At 42.8% G+C, this 18,636-nt stretch carries 16 protein-coding genes; all 16 read right to left on the reverse strand.

What is annotated here, in order from left to right; translation table 11 throughout:
- Positions 1–7: 7 nt before the first annotated feature.
- The gene (locus tag BV11031_RS09630; protein ID WP_010328005.1) at positions 8–286 is read right to left on the reverse strand and encodes a DUF503 domain-containing protein; all 279 of its coding nucleotides are present in this window, start codon (positions 284–286) and stop codon (positions 8–10) included.
- Positions 283–2,433: a translation initiation factor IF-2 gene (infB, locus tag BV11031_RS09635; RefSeq protein ID WP_010328006.1), complete on the reverse strand. Its 2,151-nt coding sequence runs from the start codon at positions 2,431–2,433 to the stop codon at positions 283–285. The genes BV11031_RS09630 and infB overlap by 4 nt, the downstream gene beginning before the upstream one ends.
- A 19-nt stretch (positions 2,434–2,452) precedes the next feature.
- A complete protein-coding gene (locus tag BV11031_RS09640) occupies positions 2,453–2,755 on the reverse strand; it encodes a YlxQ family RNA-binding protein (protein ID WP_003220946.1) in 303 nt (100 codons plus the stop codon).
- A 1-nt stretch (position 2,756) separates the two neighbouring features.
- Complete coding sequence (gene rulR / locus BV11031_RS09645; RefSeq protein ID WP_010328007.1) at positions 2,757–3,032, reverse strand: RNase P modulator RnpM; 276 nt, start codon at positions 3,030–3,032, stop codon at positions 2,757–2,759.
- A 13-nt stretch (positions 3,033–3,045) separates the two neighbouring features.
- Positions 3,046–4,164, reverse strand: coding sequence for a transcription termination factor NusA (gene nusA, locus BV11031_RS09650; RefSeq protein WP_010328008.1), 1,119 nt, complete (start codon positions 4,162–4,164; stop codon positions 3,046–3,048).
- 34 nt (positions 4,165–4,198) lie between these two features.
- On the reverse strand, positions 4,199–4,669 hold the full coding sequence (gene rimP / locus BV11031_RS09655) for a ribosome maturation factor RimP (protein WP_010328009.1): 471 nt from the start codon (positions 4,667–4,669) through the stop codon (positions 4,199–4,201).
- A 329-nt stretch (positions 4,670–4,998) separates the two neighbouring features.
- On the reverse strand, positions 4,999–9,312 hold the full coding sequence (locus BV11031_RS09660) for a PolC-type DNA polymerase III (RefSeq protein ID WP_010328010.1): 4,314 nt from the start codon (positions 9,310–9,312) through the stop codon (positions 4,999–5,001).
- A 108-nt stretch (positions 9,313–9,420) separates the two neighbouring features.
- Positions 9,421–11,115, reverse strand: coding sequence for a proline--tRNA ligase (gene proS, locus BV11031_RS09665; protein ID WP_010328011.1), 1,695 nt, complete (start codon positions 11,113–11,115; stop codon positions 9,421–9,423).
- Between the two features lie 32 nt (positions 11,116–11,147).
- Positions 11,148–12,416 carry an RIP metalloprotease RseP gene (rseP, locus tag BV11031_RS09670; protein WP_082246277.1) on the reverse strand — a complete coding sequence of 423 codons (1,269 nt, stop codon included), beginning with the start codon at positions 12,414–12,416 and terminating at the stop codon, positions 11,148–11,150.
- Between the two features lie 6 nt (positions 12,417–12,422).
- Complete coding sequence (gene dxr, locus BV11031_RS09675) at positions 12,423–13,574, reverse strand: 1-deoxy-D-xylulose-5-phosphate reductoisomerase (RefSeq protein WP_010328013.1); 1,152 nt, start codon at positions 13,572–13,574, stop codon at positions 12,423–12,425.
- A 60-nt stretch (positions 13,575–13,634) separates the two neighbouring features.
- Entirely contained in the window at positions 13,635–14,444 is an 810-nt protein-coding gene (gene cdsA / locus BV11031_RS09680; RefSeq protein ID WP_082246278.1) for a phosphatidate cytidylyltransferase, read from the reverse strand.
- 3 nt (positions 14,445–14,447) lie between these two features.
- On the reverse strand, positions 14,448–15,230 hold the full coding sequence (locus BV11031_RS09685; protein ID WP_010328015.1) for an undecaprenyl pyrophosphate synthase: 783 nt from the start codon (positions 15,228–15,230) through the stop codon (positions 14,448–14,450).
- A 130-nt stretch (positions 15,231–15,360) separates the two neighbouring features.
- On the reverse strand, positions 15,361–15,918 hold the full coding sequence (gene frr, locus BV11031_RS09690; protein ID WP_010328016.1) for a ribosome recycling factor: 558 nt from the start codon (positions 15,916–15,918) through the stop codon (positions 15,361–15,363).
- A gap of 1 nt (position 15,919) precedes the next feature.
- Positions 15,920–16,642, reverse strand: coding sequence for a UMP kinase (pyrH, locus tag BV11031_RS09695; RefSeq protein WP_039073977.1), 723 nt, complete (start codon positions 16,640–16,642; stop codon positions 15,920–15,922).
- Positions 16,643–16,786: 144 nt separating this feature from the next.
- The gene (tsf, locus tag BV11031_RS09700; protein ID WP_010331076.1) at positions 16,787–17,668 is read right to left on the reverse strand and encodes a translation elongation factor Ts; all 882 of its coding nucleotides are present in this window, start codon (positions 17,666–17,668) and stop codon (positions 16,787–16,789) included.
- Between the two features lie 101 nt (positions 17,669–17,769).
- Positions 17,770–18,510 carry a 30S ribosomal protein S2 gene (gene rpsB / locus BV11031_RS09705; protein ID WP_039073975.1) on the reverse strand — a complete coding sequence of 247 codons (741 nt, stop codon included), beginning with the start codon at positions 18,508–18,510 and terminating at the stop codon, positions 17,770–17,772.
- Between the last annotated feature and the right edge of the window lie 126 nt (positions 18,511–18,636).

The following is an 18,636-nucleotide window of genomic DNA, read 5'->3' on the forward strand; positions in this document are numbered from 1 at the left end:
CTCTAAGTTAAAACCACTCTGTCCTAGTGATCGTCCGTTCAATTTCAGGAAAAGAATCGATAAACGCTAGGACGCGCTGCAGCTCTTTTTCTGTTTGAACGCGAGAGGAAGAAACAGCGGCGATTCCGAAGCTGGTCCTTTGCCATGTGTCCTGATAGTCAATCTCCGAAATCGAGACATTGAACTTGTTTTGAACCCTGGTTAAAACACGCTTCAGAACGGCACGCTTTTCTTTTAACGATCCTGCATCATAAATGATGCATTCACATTCCGCAAATCCGATCACTTTCTTTCAATTTCTTGCATGACAAACGCTTCAAGGATGTCACCTTCGCGAATGTCATTGTATTTCTTAATTGTAATACCACATTCATAGCCTTGTGAAACTTCTTTCACATCGTCTTTAAAGCGTTTCAGAACATCTACTTCGCCTTCGAAGATGACAACACCATCACGAATTAAACGGAGGCCGCTGTCACGCGTAATGTTTCCTTCAGTAACATATCCGCCGGCAATTGTACCGATCTTAGATACTTTGAATGTTTGGCGTACTTCTACTTGACCAATTACTTTTTCTTCATATTCAGGATCAAGCATACCTTTCATAGCAGCTTCAATCTCGTCGATGACTTTGTAAATGATACGGTGAAGTCGAATATCTACATTTTCAGCTTCAGCCGTACTCTTAGCATTTCCGTCCGGTCTCACATTAAACCCGATAACAATTGCATTGGAAGCAGATGCCAAGATAATGTCAGATTCAGTAATCGCACCAACGCCTGTATGGATGATTTTCACTTTAACGCCTTCCACTTCAATTTTTTGAAGTGCAGCGGTTAAGGCTTCTGCCGATCCTTGAACGTCAGCTTTTACGATGAGGTTGATGTCTTTTACATCACCTTGTTTAATTTGCTCGAATAAGTCATCAAGACTGAGCTTCGCTTTATCGCTGCGCTGCTCTTCAAGCTGTTTCGAAGCACGGGCTTCCCCGACAGAACGTGCTGTTTTTTCATCCTTAAAGACAAGGAATTGGTCTCCCGCTTGAGGGACATCATTCAAGCCGGTAATTTCAACCGGAGTTGACGGGCCGGCCGTTTTCACACGGCGTCCAATATCGTTTACCATTGCACGGACACGGCCAAATGTGTTGCCGACTACGATCGGATCACCGACATGCAGTGTTCCAGTCTGTACGAGCAATGTCGCAACTGACCCTCTGCCTTTATCAAGTTCCGCTTCAATAACCGTTCCTTTTGCCTGGCGTTTCGGATTCGCTTTCAGTTCCTCTACTTCACTGACAAGCAAAATCATTTCAACGAGTTCATCAATGCCTTTTCCGGTTAAAGCGGAAAGCGGAACAAAAATGGTTTCTCCGCCCCAAGCTTCAGGGACAAGTCCGTATTCCGTCAGTTCTTGCATCACACGGTCAGGATTTGCGGCTTCTTTATCAACTTTATTCACAGCAACGATAATTGGAACCTCAGCTGCTTTTGCATGGTTAATCGCTTCTACAGTTTGCGGCATTACACCGTCATCTGCAGCCACAACGAGAATCGTAATATCAGTTACTTCTGCACCACGCGCACGCATTGTCGTAAATGCGGCGTGGCCCGGAGTATCCAAGAACGTAATTTTCTTGCCGTTCTCTTCAATTTGGTAAGCACCGATATGCTGGGTGATTCCGCCTGCTTCTCCTTCAACAACCTTCGTTTTACGGATGCTGTCAAGAAGCGTCGTTTTCCCGTGGTCAACGTGACCCATGATTGTAACGACAGGAGGACGAATTTCAAGATCCTCTTCTTTATCGGGCTCTTCATATTTTTCAAGTTCTGTTTCTTCAAGCACAATGACTTCTTCTGTTTCTACACCATATTCCGATGCAATGAGTTCAATTGTATCTTTATCAAGCTCTTGGTTAATGGTTGCCATTACACCGAGAAGCATCAGCTTTTTAATGAGTTCTGATGGCTCTTTGCCAAGCTCTTCAGCCAGTGCGCCGACTGTTAATGTTCCAGAGAATGTAATTTTCTCAGGAAGCTCTTTTTTCGGCTTTACAGGCTTTTGCTGATATTGGTTTTTATTGTTATTGTGGTTGCGTTTATTTTTTTTGTTGTTGTTATTTTTCTTGTTTTTGTTAAATTGATTATTCTGCACGTCATTCTTCTTTCCGTCTCGAATTTTGTTTGGTTGATTTCCAGCTGATTGCTGATTGATCCCTTGCGGCTGTTTGTTTTTGTTCGTTTGTGCTGGCTTTTGAGATGTAGCGGCTGCGCCGCCTTTTTTAAATTTGGCATCAAGCTGTTTAATGGCCTTTTCTTCAAGCATGGCCATATGATTATTCACTTCTAAATTCATGTTTTTCAGTGCGGTCAAAATTTCCTTACTTGAAACATTTAACGCTTTTGCATATTCGTATACTCTCATTTTAGCCATTCGTTCACCCCCAAAAATATTAATCGAGCAAGCTGATCAGCTTATTCGCAAAACCTTGGTCAGTGACGGCGACAACGACACGGGCTTCTTTACCGATAGAGCGTCCAAGAACCGCGCGACTCTCGACTTTTTTATAAGGGACTTTATAATAATTGCACTTGTCGGTTACTTTTTTCGCTGTGTTAGAAGATGCATCCTCTGTAAGCAGGACAAGCTTTGCACGCGCATTCCTGATTTCTTTGATTACCAAGTCCTCGCCTGACACGACCTTACGAGCTCGATTGGCCAGACCCAGCAAGGGAAACCATTCCATTCCAGACATTTTATTTTTTCACCTTTTCCGCCAGCTCCAGCAATTCTTCGAAAATCTGGTCATCGATTTGTGATTGAAATTGATTTTGCAAAGTGTTTCTCTTTTTTGCTGCTAAGATAGACTCTTTATCCAGCGTTACATACGCACCCCGCCCGTTCTTCTTTCCGGTCGGGTCTACGGAGATTTCGCCTTCTTTCGAACGTACAACTCGGATCAGTTCCTTTTTAGGCTTCATTTCACCAGTCACTACACATTTGCGTAACGGGATCTTCTTGTGTTTATTCACCTAAGGTCACCTCTTATTCATCCGATTCAACAGTTTCAGGCTCCGTAAAGAGCGGCTCATCGTCTTCATCTTCAAGTTCTCTCGGATAGATTTCAAGTTCTCTTGCGTCCGTTTCGCTCTTAATATCAATCTTCCAGCCTGTCAGTTTAGCAGCTAAGCGTGCGTTTTGTCCTCTTTTGCCAATCGCTAGAGACAGCTGGTAATCAGGAACAACAACAGTTGTCGCTTTTTCTTCCTCATTAACGATGACATCCAGCACTTTCGAAGGACTGAGTGCATTCGCGACAAATTCTACAGGATCACTAGACCAGTTGACAATGTCAATTTTTTCACCTTTTAATTCATTGACGATCGCCTGAACACGCTGACCTTTAGGGCCTACGCATGAGCCGACAGGATCCACGTCAGGGTCGTCTGTGCGAACCGAAATTTTTGAACGGTCGCCGGCTTCTCTGGCAACAGATTTCAGCTCCACAGTTCCATCATAAATTTCAGGCACTTCGATTTCAAACAAACGCTTTAACAGGCCTGGATGTGTTCTAGATACGTAAATCTGCGGGCCCTTCGTCGTTTTTTCCACTTTTGTGATAAATACTTTAATGCGGTCATGAGGCTTATAGCTTTCATTTGGCATTTGCTCATTAACCGGCAGCAAAGCTTCTATTTTGCCCAAGGACACGTAGATAAACTTATTGTCCAGCCGCTGGACGATACCTGTCATAATATCTTCTTCACGGTCGATAAATTCAGAATAAATCACGCCGCGCTCAGCTTCCCGCACACGCTGTGTGACGACCTGCTTCGCTGTTTGAGCAGCTATGCGCCCGAAATCTTTAGGTGTTACTTCGATTTCAACGACATCGCCGACCATATATTCCGGATGGATGCCCTGCGCCTCTTCAATAGAGATCTCCAGTCTTTGGTCGTATACTTCGTCAACGACATCTTTTCTAGCAAAAACACGGATGGAGCCTGTTTCACGGTTTAAATCCACCCGTACATTTTGCGCTTGATTAAAATTCCGCTTATAAGCAGAAATTAACGCAGCTTCGATTGCTTCAATGATAATTTCTTTACTGATGCCTTTTTCTTTTTCAAGAATCGTGAGAGCATCTAATAATTCACTGCTCATTTAACGGTCTCCCCCCTTAAAGCATTTGTATTCATTAGAATGTAACAGCTAGTCTTGCATTAGCTATTTTGTCATACGGAATATTGATCCGTTTCTTTCTTGTTTTGATCGTGATCTCAACTGTCACTGTTTGTCCATCAAATTCAGCCAGTTCACCTTCAAACACTTTTGCGCCCTCAATAGGCTCATACGTCTTAATGTACACATTTTTTCCAAGTGATTTTTCAAAATCGGCTTTTTTCTTTAGCGGACGCTCAGCTCCTGGAGATGAGACTTCAAGAAAGTAATTTTGGCTGATTGGGTCTGCCTCATCAAGCTTTTCGCTTAAAGCTTCGCTTACTTTGGCACATTCCTCAATATCCACACCGTCATCGGAATCAATAAACACGCGAAGGAACCAGCTTTGACCCTCTTTGACAAATTCAATGTCGACGAGTTCCAGCTGAAGGCTGTCTACGATTGGCTGAGCCATCTCTTGAACGGTGTCAGTCACTTTTTTGCTCAATGTTCTTCCTCCTTGTGCTGTCGATCTCATATTCGTCTCGTCACTCTGCATAAAAACCCTGCTTCAAAAGAGCAGGGGGCTAAAAGTAAACGATGAACATGTCGAGACAAAATTCTCCTGTTCAATACAAAAGAGCGGGTTTCCCCACTCTTTGCCTCGGTAATCGTTAGCATTTCCAATAAAACTATACCATAACCATATTTTTATTGCAAATGGATATACGCTTACTTTCACCTAAGCAAATGACAGAGACTCTGATGTTACAATGTCACTTTTTGCGCTTATGTATACATAGAAGCAGAATTTCCAAAGAAACTCTGCTTTCCATGTTAAAACAGTGACAATTGGTTTTGATCAGGCAGTGATTCCAGACAGCCATGGCGATCTAAATACTCTAAAATCGTTTTGGACACTTTCCCTCTTTTTTGCAAATCTTCTTTAGAGAGGAATTCGCCTTCTTCACGAGCCTTTACAATATTCAGAGCTGCGTTCGTCCCTAGTCCTGGAATGGAGTTAAACGGCGGGATCAGGCTATTGCCGTCTATGATAAACTCAGCAGCGCTGGAGCGATATAAGTCGACTTTTTGGAATGAATAACCCCTCTCACACATTTCAAGCGCTAGTTCTAACACAGTGAGAAGGTTTTTTTCCTTCGGTGAAGCATCAAGTCCTTTACCGTTAATGTCCTCCATTACGGCTTTGATTGCTGTAGAGCCTTTAATCATCGTATCGATATCAAAGTCGTCTGCACGAACAGTAAAATAAGCCGCATAATACAATAGTGCGTGATGCACTTTAAAGTAAGCGATACGGACCGCCATTAATACATAAGCCGCGGCATGGGCTTTCGGGAACATGTATTTAATCTTTTTACAAGAATCAATATACCAGTCCGGGACATTGTTATTTTTCATTTCTTCTTCCCATTCAGGCGTTAATCCTTTTCCTTTACGCACAAATTCCATGATTTTAAAAGCAAGGGACGGCTCAAGGCCTTGATAGATTAAATAAACCATAATGTCATCACGGCAGCCGATCACTTCACTCAGCTCGCAGATATTATTGTGGATGAGTTCCTGCGCATTGCCGAGCCATACATCAGTTCCGTGAGACAAGCCTGAAATCTGAACGAGCTCGGAAAAAGTTGTCGGCTTTGTATCTTCAAGCATCTGCCGCACAAATCGGGTTCCGAATTCAGGGATTCCAAGAGTACCTGTTTTACAGCCAATCTGTTCTTCTGTAACACCGAGTGATTCGGTTCCCTGGAAGATCTTCATTACTTCAGGATCATCAGTTGGAATGGTTTTCGGATCGATTCCGCTTAAGTCTTGTAGCATCCGAATGACGGTCGGGTCATCGTGTCCGAGAATATCCAGCTTTAACAGGTTGTCATGGATGGAATGGAAATCAAAGTGCGTCGTTTTCCACTCTGAACCTGTGGCATCTGCCGGGAACTGAATTGGTGAAAAATCATAAATATCCATATAATCCGGAACTACGATAATACCCCCAGGGTGCTGTCCAGTCGTCCGTTTGACACCTGTACATCCCTGTACGAGCCGATCTACTTCGGCCCCGCGCATATGAAGATTATGGTCTCCGGCGTAGCCTTTTACATATCCGTAAGCTGTTTTTTCTGCAACGGTTCCTATCGTTCCCGCTCGATATACGTTGTCCTCTCCGAACAATACTTTTGTGTAATTGTGTGCTTGCGGCTGATATTCCCCTGAGAAGTTCAAATCGATATCGGGTACTTTGTCCCCTTTAAAACCTAAGAACGTTTCAAACGGAATATCATGGCCGTCTTTTTTCAGAGGCGTTCCGCAATGAGGACAGAGCTTATCAGGCAGGTCAAAACCCGAACCGACAGACCCGTCATTAAAGAACTCAGAATGCTGGCACTCAGAGCATACATAATGCGGCGGCAGCGGGTTGACCTCAGTGATCTCAGTAAGCGTCGCAACCAATGAGGAGCCTACGGAACCACGGGAACCTACGAGATATCCGTCATCCAATGAACGCTTTACAAGTTTATGAGAGATCAAATAAATAACAGCGAAGCCGTGGCCAATGATACTCTTTAATTCTTTTTCAATCCGCGCTTCCACAATGTCAGGCAGCTCTTCTCCGTAAATGCTTTTAGCACGCTGATAGCTCATTTCTCTGATCTCTTCATCAGCGCCTTCGATTTTCGGTGTGTACAAATCGTCTTTAATCGGCTTGATGTCATCGATCATAGAAGCAACCTTTTGGGTATTGGCGACAACGATTTCTTTCGCTTTTTCGTCACCTAAGAATGAAAATGCTTCAAGCATTTCGTCTGTCGTTCTGAAATGCACTTTCGGCAGTTCATGCCTGTTCAGCGGATTAGCCCCGCCTTGGGAGGAAATTAAGATCTTCCTGTAGATTTTATCCTCATCATTCAAGTAATGAACATTCCCCGTAGCCACAACCGGTTTATTAAGCTTTTCACCCAGTTTCGTGATATTGGCAATAATTTCTTTCAGCGCTTTTTCATCGCGCACCAGTTCAAGCTCCAGCAAGTGACGGTATACTTCCGGCGGCTGGACCTCAAGATAATCGTAGAATGACGCGATATCTTCCACCTCTTCAGGCGATTTTTGCATCATGCCTTCAAAAACCTCTCCCCTGTCACAGGCTGAACCGATGAGAAGTCCTTCCCTGTATTTCTCAAGCTGAGATCTTGGGATACGAGGCACTCTGTAAAAATAATGAATATGTGAAAGTGACACAAGCTTAAATAAATTTTTAAGCCCCGTGCTATTCACAGCAAGTAATGTTGCGTGATAAGGCCTCGATCTTTGATAAGCGTTGGACTGCCCCATATTTTCATTCAGCTCATCATGGTACTGAATGCCTTTTTCAGCTGCGTCCTTCAGCATTTTCAGGAGCAAATAAGCAGTGGCTTCAGTATCGTAGATCGCACGGTGATGCTGTGTGAGTTCGATATCAAACTTTTTACAAAGTGTGTTCAAACGGTGGTTCTTAAATTCAGGATAGAGAAAACGGCCAAGCTCAAGCGTATCAATGACTGGGTTTTTAGCTTTTTCGACTTCAAGAAGCCTTTTATAAGCTACGTTTAAGAATCCCATATCAAAACTCGCATTATGGGCGACAAGGATATCATCGCCGATCCATTCTCTGAAATCTCTTATGACATCTACGACGTCTGGAGCGTCGCGAAGCATATCATCGGTGATGCCGGTCAGCTCTATGATTGTGGCTGAAAGCGGACGATGCGGGTTCGCAAACGCCTCAAATTTGTCAATAATTTCTCCGTCTTTTACTTTTACTGCAGCCAGCTCAATGATCGTATCGTATACAGCAGATAGGCCAGTCGTCTCGACGTCAAACACAACATATGTTTCTTCCTCAAGCAAACGATGTGCAGCATTATAAGCGATTGGCACGCCATCATCAACGAGGTTCGCTTCCATCCCATAAATCATTTTAATTCCATGCTTTTTAGCGGCGGAATACGCATCAGGGAAGGATTGAACGACAGCATGGTCCGTCAAAGCGATGGCCTCATGACCCCATTTTTTCGCCTGTTCGACGAGTTTTCCGATACCCGTAACAGCATCCATTTGGCTCATTGGGGAATGCAAGTGCAATTCCACTCTTTTTTCTCCTTCAGGAGCCGAATCTTCACGGGTTTTCGCTTTCATTTCGTTCACGTCATTTGCGATCATAACGAGATCTCTGACAAAAGTGTCATTTTGAATGCTGCCGCGTGCTTTTACCCACATACCTTTTTTCAGAGACTTCATCAGTGCCGCATCTTCTTTTTCACGTGCAAACATTTTGATTAAAATACTATTTGTGTAGTCTGTAATTTTGAAGATACACAACGTGCGCCCGCTTTTCAGCTCTCGGGTCTCCACATCAAACACGTAACCTTGGACCGTAATTCTCCGTTCTTCGTCCATAATGCTGTCAAGTGTCCGGATTTCTTCGTTATCTTTAATTTGATAACCGATAACAAGAGGCCCGGATGGCATTTGGTCTTCATCACTTTCTTTATCTTTCTTCTCCATTTCAATCAGCGCCTGCATGGCTCGCTCTTGATCTTCCGCAAGCTTTTGCTCCCGAAACTTTTGAACTTCTTGTTCGGATACAAAGATTTCGGCATCAAGCTGAAGGTCCGGGAAACCAAATTGGCGGTAGCCGTCTTGAATCATGGAACTATATTTGCTCTTAAGAGCAGCTGCTTCCGTGTCCGTTTTTGTTTTGACAATCAGCTTATTGCCCTTCAGTTTCGGTTTTTGCTGGTTTAATAGGCTGATAATCGGCGGTGAAATGCCTTGCAGTTCTTCAATGCAGCGTGACCAGTAGTCTTGTACAATACTTTCACTGATCTCGGCATCTTGCACTTCGATTGAAGATGTCACTTTTGCTATGTGGGCAAACGATTGCGTCAGCCTCGTTGTTAATGTGTCATATATTTGAAAAGGCAGCAAAGATTTAAATTGAAAATGAAAATGCCAAGACTTTGAAGCTTTGTGTATCGCCAGCTTTTTAATCTCGCCATCTTCAAAATATGTCATGAAGGTATCATCTGTCATATTAATCTGCTGCAGAAGAATTTGAAACTGCCTTCTGTTGACTGATAACTGTTCCATTCAGACAGTATCCCTCCCTAAAAACATCATAAGTGAAGGTACCTCAGGCAATGAGGTACCTTCTATTATTTCTATTTTAACATGTTTTTTGATAAATCGTTATGGTGATTACTGCTTGCTGATAAATGCAGATAATTCGTCTACTGAAATCTCAGTTGACTCACCTGTTTTGCGGATTTTCACTTCGACAATTCCTTCGTCCGCACGTTTTCCGACTGTGATGCGGATTGGAAGGCCGATAAGATCTGAATCAGCGAATTTTACACCGGCGCGCTCAGCACGATCGTCAAAGAGCACTCCATAGCCTTCCGCTTTTAAATCGGCATACAGCTTTTCAGAAAGCTCTCTTTGCCCATCGTTTTTCATGTTCAATGCAAGAATATGAAGATCATACGGCGCAACGCTTTTTGGCCATATTAATCCTTTTTCATCGTGATGCTGTTCAGCTATAGCAGAAAGCGTTCTTGACACACCGATACCGTAACAGCCCATCAACATTGGCTGCGCGCGGCCGTTTTCATCTAGGTATGTCGCATTCATCGCTTCTGAATAGCGTGTTCCAAGCTTAAAGACTTGTCCGACTTCAATTCCTTCTGCAAAACGGATTGTGCCTTTACCATCTGGTGAAGGGTCTCCCTCTTGAATAAAACGAAGATCAGCAAACTCTTTAATGTTCGTGTCACGGTTTACATTGACATTTTTATAATGATGATCTCCTTCATTTGCACCGGCAACAGCATTGACCATAGATTTGACCGCAAGATCAGCATATACTTCAATATCTTGTTTGACACCTACAGGGCCGACAAAGCCCGGTTCTGTTCCAAGCTGCTGAATAACCTCTTCATGTGAGGCAAGCTCCACAACTTCCGCTTGAAGCAAGTTTTTCACTTTAATATCGTTAACTTCATGGTCGCCCCGTACAAGCACTATGATGAAACGATCGTCTGCTTTAAATAGGACTGACTTCATGCAGGCTTCAGCGGAAACCTGTAAAAACGCAGTCAGTTCTTCAATTGTTTTCACGTTAGGCGTGTGGACTTTCTCTAAAGCTTTAGGCTCTTCCTCAGAAGGGACTTCTTGATAAAGAACTTCAGCCATTTCGATATTAGCCGCATACTGTGATTCATCGGAATACGCAATTGTATCCTCTCCGATGGCAGAAAGCGCCATAAACTCGTGCGTATCCTTTCCTCCCATTGCGCCTGAATCTGCGATAACAGGCCTAACATTAATCCCGCAGCGGGCGAAAATATTAGAATAGGCCTCGTACATTTTTTGATACGTTTCATCCAGGCTATCTTCAGATGCATGGAAAGAATACGCATCCTTCATAATAAATTCGCGGCCTCTTAACAGGCCGAAGCGAGGACGTTTTTCATCTCTGAACTTAGATTGAATTTGATAAAGAGTCAGAGGGAGACGCTTATAAGATTTAACCTCATCGCGTACAAGTGAAGTGATAACTTCTTCATGCGTTGCCCCTAAAGCAAATTCACGGCCATGACGGTCTTGTAGCCTCATCAGCTCAGGACCATACGTATACCATCTTCCTGATTCCTGCCATGTTTCAGCCTGCTGCAATGCGGGCATAAGCATTTCCACGGCATCAATTTTCTCCATTTCTTCACGAACAATCTGCTGAATGTTTTGAATCACTTTATATGCCAGAGGCATATAGCTGTATACCCCGCTCGTATTCTGTCTGATAAATCCTGCTCTCAGAAGAAGCTGATGACTTTTTGCTTCGGCATCAGCTGGAACTTCACGGAGCGTAGGAATAAGCGTCAAACTTTGTCTCATTTCTTCGCACCTCTGATTGATTTACTTTTCGTTTACAAGAACAGCCGCTGGATATCATTCCATGTGACAACCAGCATAAGAAGCATTAGGAAAGCCACCCCGATAAACACAACAAAAGCTTCTTTTTCCCTGTTAATCGGTTTGCCCCGAATCGCTTCAATAAAGAGAAATAACAGTCTTCCACCGTCAAGTGCCGGAATCGGAAGCAGGTTGACAATCCCAAGGTTAATGCTTAAAAACGCAGCAAACTGGAATAAGTTCACTAACCCTGTTTTCGCCACCTGGTCTGTCATGTCATATATGCCGACAGGACCTGACAGCATGTCAAGTTTGAATTGGCCAGTTACTAATTTGCTTAAGTTGGTTAAAATGGCTTTAGTGACATCAACTGTTGATGTCGCGCCGTAAGCAACCGCTGAGAGAACGCCTTTTTCAGTCGGCGCATAGGAGCCGAAACGTCCGATAGTTTTTTTGTTCTCATCTTTCACTGCTTCCGGAGTCACTGAAATATGAAGCGTTTTGTTATCTCTTTTTACGGCAACATCCATTTCTTTTTCCGGATTTTCCTTTACAGCGGATACAATGTCCGTCCAAGACCTCATTTTCTCTCCGTTAATGCTTTGAATATAATCTCCTTCTTTTAGCCCTGCTTCGGCTGCCCGCCCATTGTCAGTCAGCTGTCCCAGCATAGGATCATTTGAAGGTACGCCTTGAATGAGCCCAAGCATCACTAATATGACGTAAGCTAAAATAAAGTTCATAATCGGCCCTGCAGCAATTGCTTTGATTCGCTGCCACACAGGTTTGGAACCAAATTGGCGATTATACGGCGCAATTTGCACTTCTTCTCCGTCTACAATGAAGAAGGATGTTTCGCTGACAGTGAAGCTGGAAAGTTCATCCTCTTTCCCCTGTTCATAGCCAGTAATCTTCATGTCATGCTCTAAATCAGCAGTTTCTACTTCAATGACTAGAGCATCCGGGTACTTTTCCTTTTGATTGATAATGACTTTCTCAACTTGATCGTCTTTATTAAACAAAAGCCCTACCGTGTAACCGGGTTTTACCTCAATCATTTCCGGATCTTCTCCGGCCATACGGACAAATCCGCCGACCGGTAGCAGCCTAATCGTATAAACTGTTTCATTTTTTTTGAAAGAAAAAATCTTTGGACCGAATCCGATCGCAAATTCACGGCAGAGAATTCCCGCTCTTTGGGCTAGCAATAAATGGCCCAGTTCATGGAAGAAAACGAGCGCTCCGAAAATAATGATAAACGCTATAACTGTATTCACGAACATACCACCTTATGTGAGTATTGAGTTGACGTATCCCCGGGTATCTTTGTCCACTTCTTGAATGTCCGCCAGGCTCGGTTTGCTCATTACCTGATGGCGGGATAGTGCCTTTTCGATACAGTCTTCAATAGCCAAAAACGGTATCTTGCCTGCTAAAAAGGCAGCGACAGCTACTTCATTCGTCGCATTTAGCACTGTCGGCATTGTTCCTCCTATTTTACCTGATTCAAAAGCAAATTGTAAGCAGCGGAACCTGTCAAAATCAGCTTTCTCAAAATGAAGGCTGCCGATTTCCCATAATTCAAGACTTTTCGCATTCGGTAATGGCGACCGATCCGGATAGGTGAGGGCATATTGAATTGGAACCCTCATATCGGGAGTTCCAAGCTGTGCGATCACACTTTTGTCATGAAACTCAACCATTGAATGGATGATGCTCTCTTTATGTAAAATGACATCAATTTGTTCATATGGTATATCGAAAAGCCAATGTGCCTCGATCACCTCTAATCCCTTATTCATCATTGTAGCCGAATCGATCGTAATTTTTGCACCCATTGACCAATTCGGGTGTTTTAATGCGTCCTCAACTGTTACTGATTCGAGCTCCTCCCGCGTCTTGTCCCGAAAGCTTCCGCCGGAGGCCGTAATGATGAGGCGTTCAATATTTTTTGCCTGTTCGCCTTGGAGTGCTTGAAAAATCGCCGAGTGCTCACTGTCGACAGGCAGCAGCGGAACATCATATTTCTTCGCATGTTCTTTAACTATATGCCCTGCAGTGACGAGAGTTTCCTTATTTGCAAGCGCAATTGTTTTTTTCTGTTCAATTGCCTTTAACGTCGGGACAAGGCCGACGCTTCCGAGCAAAGCGTTGACAACAATGTCAACCTCTTCGAACACCGCTGCTTCTATCAGTCCTTCTTCTCCCAGCCCAATTTGGCATTCAAAAGAAAAAGATACTTGTTTTAATTGATGATATGTATCCAGATCACCGACAGAGACAAATTTCGGCTGAAAGGTCTCTATCATCGGAACAGCCTTCTCAATATTTTTGCCAAACGACATAGATACCAGCTGAAATTGATCTTGATGCGTACGCAATACATCGAGCGTCTGTTCGCCGATTGACCCTGTTGCTCCTAAAAGACAAATATTTTTCAAAGTGCCACTACTCCTATTCTTTTTGCTGCATGATCATTCTTATATTCATATTAGACTTTTTTATGAAAAAAGGGCAAGCAGAAAGTACAAGAAAGGCATGACAAACAAGAAACTGTCAAAACGGTCCAAGATACCGCCATGCCCTGGAAGAATACTCCCGGAATCCTTAACATCGTAATGTCTTTTCAAGGCGGATTCCACTAAATCTCCAAGCTGTCCGAAAATAGATAAAAACAGCGTAATCAACAGCAGATAGATATACGGGATCGGAAGGTGTACAACAAGTTGAAAAATCGTCGCAAGTACAAGCGAGATGACAATTCCGCCTGCGAATCCTTCCACTGTTTTATTCGGACTGATTTCAGGCCACAGTTTTCGCTTACCAAGCGCTTTTCCGACAAAATATGCACCGGAATCAGTAGACCAAATCACAATACAAGCGTAGAAAATGTATATTAACCCATATTGGTCAAGATTTCTGATTTCTATAAAATAATGAAAACACATTCCGATATAAATTGCTGCAAGCGTAATAAACCCGACTTCATCAAACGTAAAGGTGTTTTTCACCAACACTGTGTAAGTCAGCAAAAGCAGTACCGCGAACAAAGCGATTTCCATTTTTGAAATACCGTGCGCCTCTAAAAACGAGTACTGGCTTGGCAATAAGAACATCCATAATAAGAAAAGACCGATCAAACCCGGCAGTGAAACCATCCTCAGCTTTTTCATCCGTAAAAGTTCAAAAAGCGCTACACTGCCCATTACATAAACTAATATGGTGAACGGCAATTTCCCGACAATAACCAAAAATAAAAATACAATTGCTGCCAGAACACCTGTCAAAATTCTTTGTTTCATGTCCACCATCCTCTAAATTCCGCCAAACCTCCGGCCCCTCTGCTGATACTCTCCTAACGCCTTTAAGAAGTGATCTTCCTTAAAGTCAGGCCACAGGACGTCAGTAAACACAAATTCGCTGTAGGCAACCTGCCATAGCATAAAATTGCTCAGTCTAATCTCGCCGCTCGTCCGAATTAAAAGTTCAGGATCCTGCAAAGATTCAGTCATTAAGTAATTAGCAAAAAGTGATTCATCAATATCTTCAATGTGCAAAGACCCGTCCTTCACTTTTTCCGCAAGCGATTTTGCAGCAGTGACAATTTCGGTACGACCACCATAATTGAGAGCAAAATTAAGGATCATCCCATCATTTTGCGCCGTATCCTGTACAGCCTTTTCAATCGCACGTAATGTGTGCGCCGGCAAAGCCGTTTCATCCCCTATAATCCGGACCTGTACATTTTCCTCAACTAGCTCTGGGAGATACGTATTTAAAAATTCTTCAGGAAGCTTCATTAAAAAATCGACTTCCATTTTCGGCCTCTTCCAGTTTTCCGTTGAAAATGCATACAAAGTCAGTACTTTGACACCAAGTTCGTTCGCAAGCTTCGTTGTCCTTTTTACCACCTTCATCCCTTCATGGTGACCTGCAATTCGGGGAAGAGAGCGTTTTTTAGCCCAACGGCCATTTCCATCCATGATAATGGCAATGTGTTCGGGAATTTCTCCCTTAAGTATGTCTTCTTTTGTATAACGTTCTAAGTTGGAAGCCGCAGTTTGCTGATTCTTCCAATTTTTGAGTATGTTGAGCATGAGATTCCTCCGTCACCCAAAAAGGTTGCATTCCCTGCTGATAACCGATGTAATCAACAGTATTAACAAAAAAACCCCCTGTAAACATGAGAGGGTCTTTTCACTATTATCTATTGTACATAGTTTTTCATTAAACTTCCATGATTTCTTTTTCTTTGTCTTTTGTGACACTGTCAATTTTTGACACATATTCATCTGTCAGTTTTTGAACGTCTTCAGTGGAAGCACGCAGTTCATCCTCAGTAATGTCTCCGTTTTTCTCAAGTTTTTTGAGATCATCGTTAGCATCACGGCGAACGTTACGGACAGCTACTTTCGCCTCTTCAGCATATTTTTTTACAACTTTCACTAATTCCTTACGTCTTTCTTCTGTTAATGCAGGAATCGCAATTCGAATCATATTTCCGTCACTTGTCGGCGTTACGCCTAAGTCAGCTTTTAAAATCGCTTTTTCAATATCACCGATAGCTGTTTTGTCATAAGGCGTTACCACAAGCATACGAGCTTCAGGCACGTTAATAGAAGACAGCTGATTTAAAGGTGTCTGTGCTCCGTAATATTCTACCGTTACTTTATCTAGCAAAGATGGATTGGCACGGCCTGCACGTACAGTAGCCAATTCGCGCTGATAAGCAGCAATTGCTTTTTCCATTTTTTCTTTTGTTTGAGTTAAGACTTCTTTTGACACGTTATTTCCCCCTCACGATCGTTCCGATTGATTCACCGATAACGGCACGTTTGATATTTCCTTCTTCCATAATAGAAAAGACGATAAGCGGAATGTCATTATCCATGCATAAAGATGATGCTGTAGAATCCATGACTTCCAGGCCGTCTTTTAGAACGTCAAGATAAGAAAGTGATTCATATTTAACAGCTGTTTCATCTTTTCTAGGATCCGCATTATACACACCGTCAACATTATTTTTAGCCATTAAAATAACGTCTGCTTCAATTTCAGCAGCCCGCAGTGCAGCTGTCGTATCAGTTGAGAAATATGGGTTTCCTGTGCCCGCAGCGAAAATAACGACACGTTTTTTCTCTAAGTGGCGTATTGCTTTTCTTCTTATGTACGGTTCAGCAACTTGTCTCATTTCAATGGATGTTTGCACTCTGGACTGGATTCCGAGTGTTTCCAAGCTGTCTTGAAGAGCAAGCGAGTTCATAACTGTCGCCAGCATTCCCATATAATCAGCAGTTGCACGGTCCATACCCAGGTCACTTCCTGTTTTTCCGCGCCATAAGTTGCCGCCGCCTACTACAACAGCCACTTCGACTTCAAGCTCAGCGATTTCTTTCACTTGCTTTGCAATGGATTGAATGACAGTTGGGTTAATTCCGTTACCCTGTTCTCCTGCCAATGCTTCTCCGCTAAGCTTTAATACGATACGTTTGTATTTTGGTTTTTCCATGATAACCTCCAAGTGTAAACATTGCCGTTTTCTATTATGCAAGAGAAAAAAAGGTTTGTAAATATAGTTTTAAAAATAGGGAACACAATTGTGTCCCCTATACTGCCTGAAAAGACGCGACTTGGCCGCGAAATCTTTTCGCCATTATTTTTTCACTTGGTTCATTACTTCTTCAGCAAAGTTTTCTTGACGTTTTTCGATGCCTTCTCCAACTTCATAGCGGACATAAGTTTGAACAGTTGCATTTTTCGCTGCGACAACTTGTTTCACTTTTTCATCTGGGTTTTTAACGAACGCTTGATCTAAAAGACAAATTTCTTCGAAGAATTTGTTCAGACGGCCTTCAACCATTTTCGCTACGATGTTTTCAGGTTTGCCTTCTTGAAGGGCTTGCTGAGTTAAGATTTGGCGCTCATGATTTCTTTCTTCTTCAGATACTTGATCACGAGAAATGTAACGAGGGTTAACCGCAGCAACGTGCATAGCGATATCTTTCGCAATTTCTTCGTCAGTTGTACCGTTCAGAACAGTTAATACACCGATGCGGCCGCCCATGTGAAGGTAAGCACCGAATGCAGAGCTGTCGTCTTTTGTAAGAACTGTAAAGCGGCGAAGAGTGATTTTCTCACCGATTTTAGCAACTGCGCTTGTGATGTACTCTTCAACAGTAGCACCATTTTCCATTTTTTGACCCATTGCTTCTTCAACATCTGCTGGAGCATTTGTAAGAAGGTGGTCAGCTAACGTGTTAAGAAGCTCTTTGAAGCCTTCGTTTTTCGCAACGAAGTCAGTTTCAGAGTTTACTTCTAGGATAACACCTTTGTTGCCGTCAGTTTTAATAATAGTAGAACCTTCCGCTGCGATACGGTCAGCTTTTTTCGCCGCTTTCGCAATTCCTTTTTCTCTTAAAAGGTCAATTGCTTTGTCCATATTTCCGTCAGTTTCAGTTAACGCTTTTTTACAATCCATCATGCCCGCGCCAGTTTTTTCGCGCAGTTCTTTTACTTGCTGTGCAGTAATTGCCATTTGTATTCCTCCTTATATGTTTAAACAAGAGTATGTATATTACACATTTTTCTTGAAAAAAGGTGATAAAAGGCAGTCCCTCTTATCACCTTTTAAATAGGTTACGCAGTTGTTGTTTCTGTTTCTGGTGCAGTTTCTTCAGCAACTTCCGCTTCTTCTTCGCCTTGCTTCGCTTCTAAGATTGCATCTGCCATTTTAGAAGTTAGAAGTTTAACAGCGCGGATAGCGTCATCGTTCGCTGGGATTACAACATCAATCTCATCAGGATCACAGTTAGTATCAACGATACCAATGATAGGGATGTTTAATTTGCGAGCTTCCGCAACAGCGATGCGCTCTTTGCGAGGATCGATGATGAATAATGCATCAGGAAGATCCTTCATATCTTTAATTCCGCCTAGGAATTTTTCAAGACGCTCTAATTCTTTTTTCAATTGAACGACTTCTTTTTTAGGAAGCACTTCAAACGTACCGTTTTCTTGCATTTTTTCAATGTCTTTAAGACGTTTAATACGTTTTTGGATTGTTTCAAAGTTTGTTAATGTACCGCCCAACCAGCGTTGGTTGACATAGTACATGCCAGAGCGCTGAGCTTCTTCTTTAACAGAATCTTGAGCTTGTTTTTTTGTTCCGACGAAAAGGATTTTTCCGCCTTCAGCAGCAAGATTTTTAGTGAAGTTGTAAGCTTCCTCTACTTTTTTGACTGTTTTTTGAAGGTCAATGATATAGATTCCGTTACGCTCCGTGAAAATGTAACGCTTCATTTTTGGGTTCCAACGGCGTGTTTGGTGACCGAAGTGAACACCAGCTTCAAGCAATTGCTTCATAGAAATGACTGACATGTTATTTCCTCCTAATATAATGGTTTTTTTCCTCCGCTTAGGTCATTTTTGTGCAGAACTGCCGCCTGCAGCACCCTCTGCATAAATCGTTAAGCGTGTGTATTTAACACCAAGACATAATATAAC

The organism is Bacillus vallismortis (genome assembly GCF_004116955.1).
GTDB lineage: Bacteria > Bacillota > Bacilli > Bacillales > Bacillaceae > Bacillus > Bacillus vallismortis.

Excerpts from the sequence above, each read along its gene's own strand:
- infB (WP_010328006.1), bottom strand. The coding sequence starts at position 2,433 with ATGGCTAAAATGAGAGTATACGAATATGCAAAAGCGTTAAATGTTTCA.
- rseP (WP_082246277.1), bottom strand. The coding sequence starts at position 12,416 with ATGTTCGTGAATACAGTTATAGCGTTTATCATTATTTTCGGAGCGCTC.
- BV11031_RS09660 (WP_010328010.1), bottom strand. The coding sequence starts at position 9,312 with ATGGAACAGTTATCAGTCAACAGAAGGCAGTTTCAAATTCTTCTGCAG.
- rpsB (WP_039073975.1), bottom strand. The coding sequence starts at position 18,510 with ATGTCAGTCATTTCTATGAAGCAATTGCTTGAAGCTGGTGTTCACTTC.
- cdsA (WP_082246278.1), bottom strand. The coding sequence starts at position 14,444 with ATGGTGGACATGAAACAAAGAATTTTGACAGGTGTTCTGGCAGCAATT.
- pyrH (WP_039073977.1), bottom strand. The coding sequence starts at position 16,642 with ATGGAAAAACCAAAATACAAACGTATCGTATTAAAGCTTAGCGGAGAA.
- nusA (WP_010328008.1), bottom strand. The coding sequence starts at position 4,164 with ATGAGCAGTGAATTATTAGATGCTCTCACGATTCTTGAAAAAGAAAAA.
- tsf (WP_010331076.1), bottom strand. The coding sequence starts at position 17,668 with ATGGCAATTACTGCACAGCAAGTAAAAGAACTGCGCGAAAAAACTGGC.
- proS (WP_010328011.1), bottom strand. The coding sequence starts at position 11,115 with ATGAGACAAAGTTTGACGCTTATTCCTACGCTCCGTGAAGTTCCAGCT.
- BV11031_RS09640 (WP_003220946.1), bottom strand. The coding sequence starts at position 2,755 with ATGTCTGGAATGGAATGGTTTCCCTTGCTGGGTCTGGCCAATCGAGCT.
- BV11031_RS09685 (WP_010328015.1), bottom strand. The coding sequence starts at position 15,230 with ATGCTCAACATACTCAAAAATTGGAAGAATCAGCAAACTGCGGCTTCC.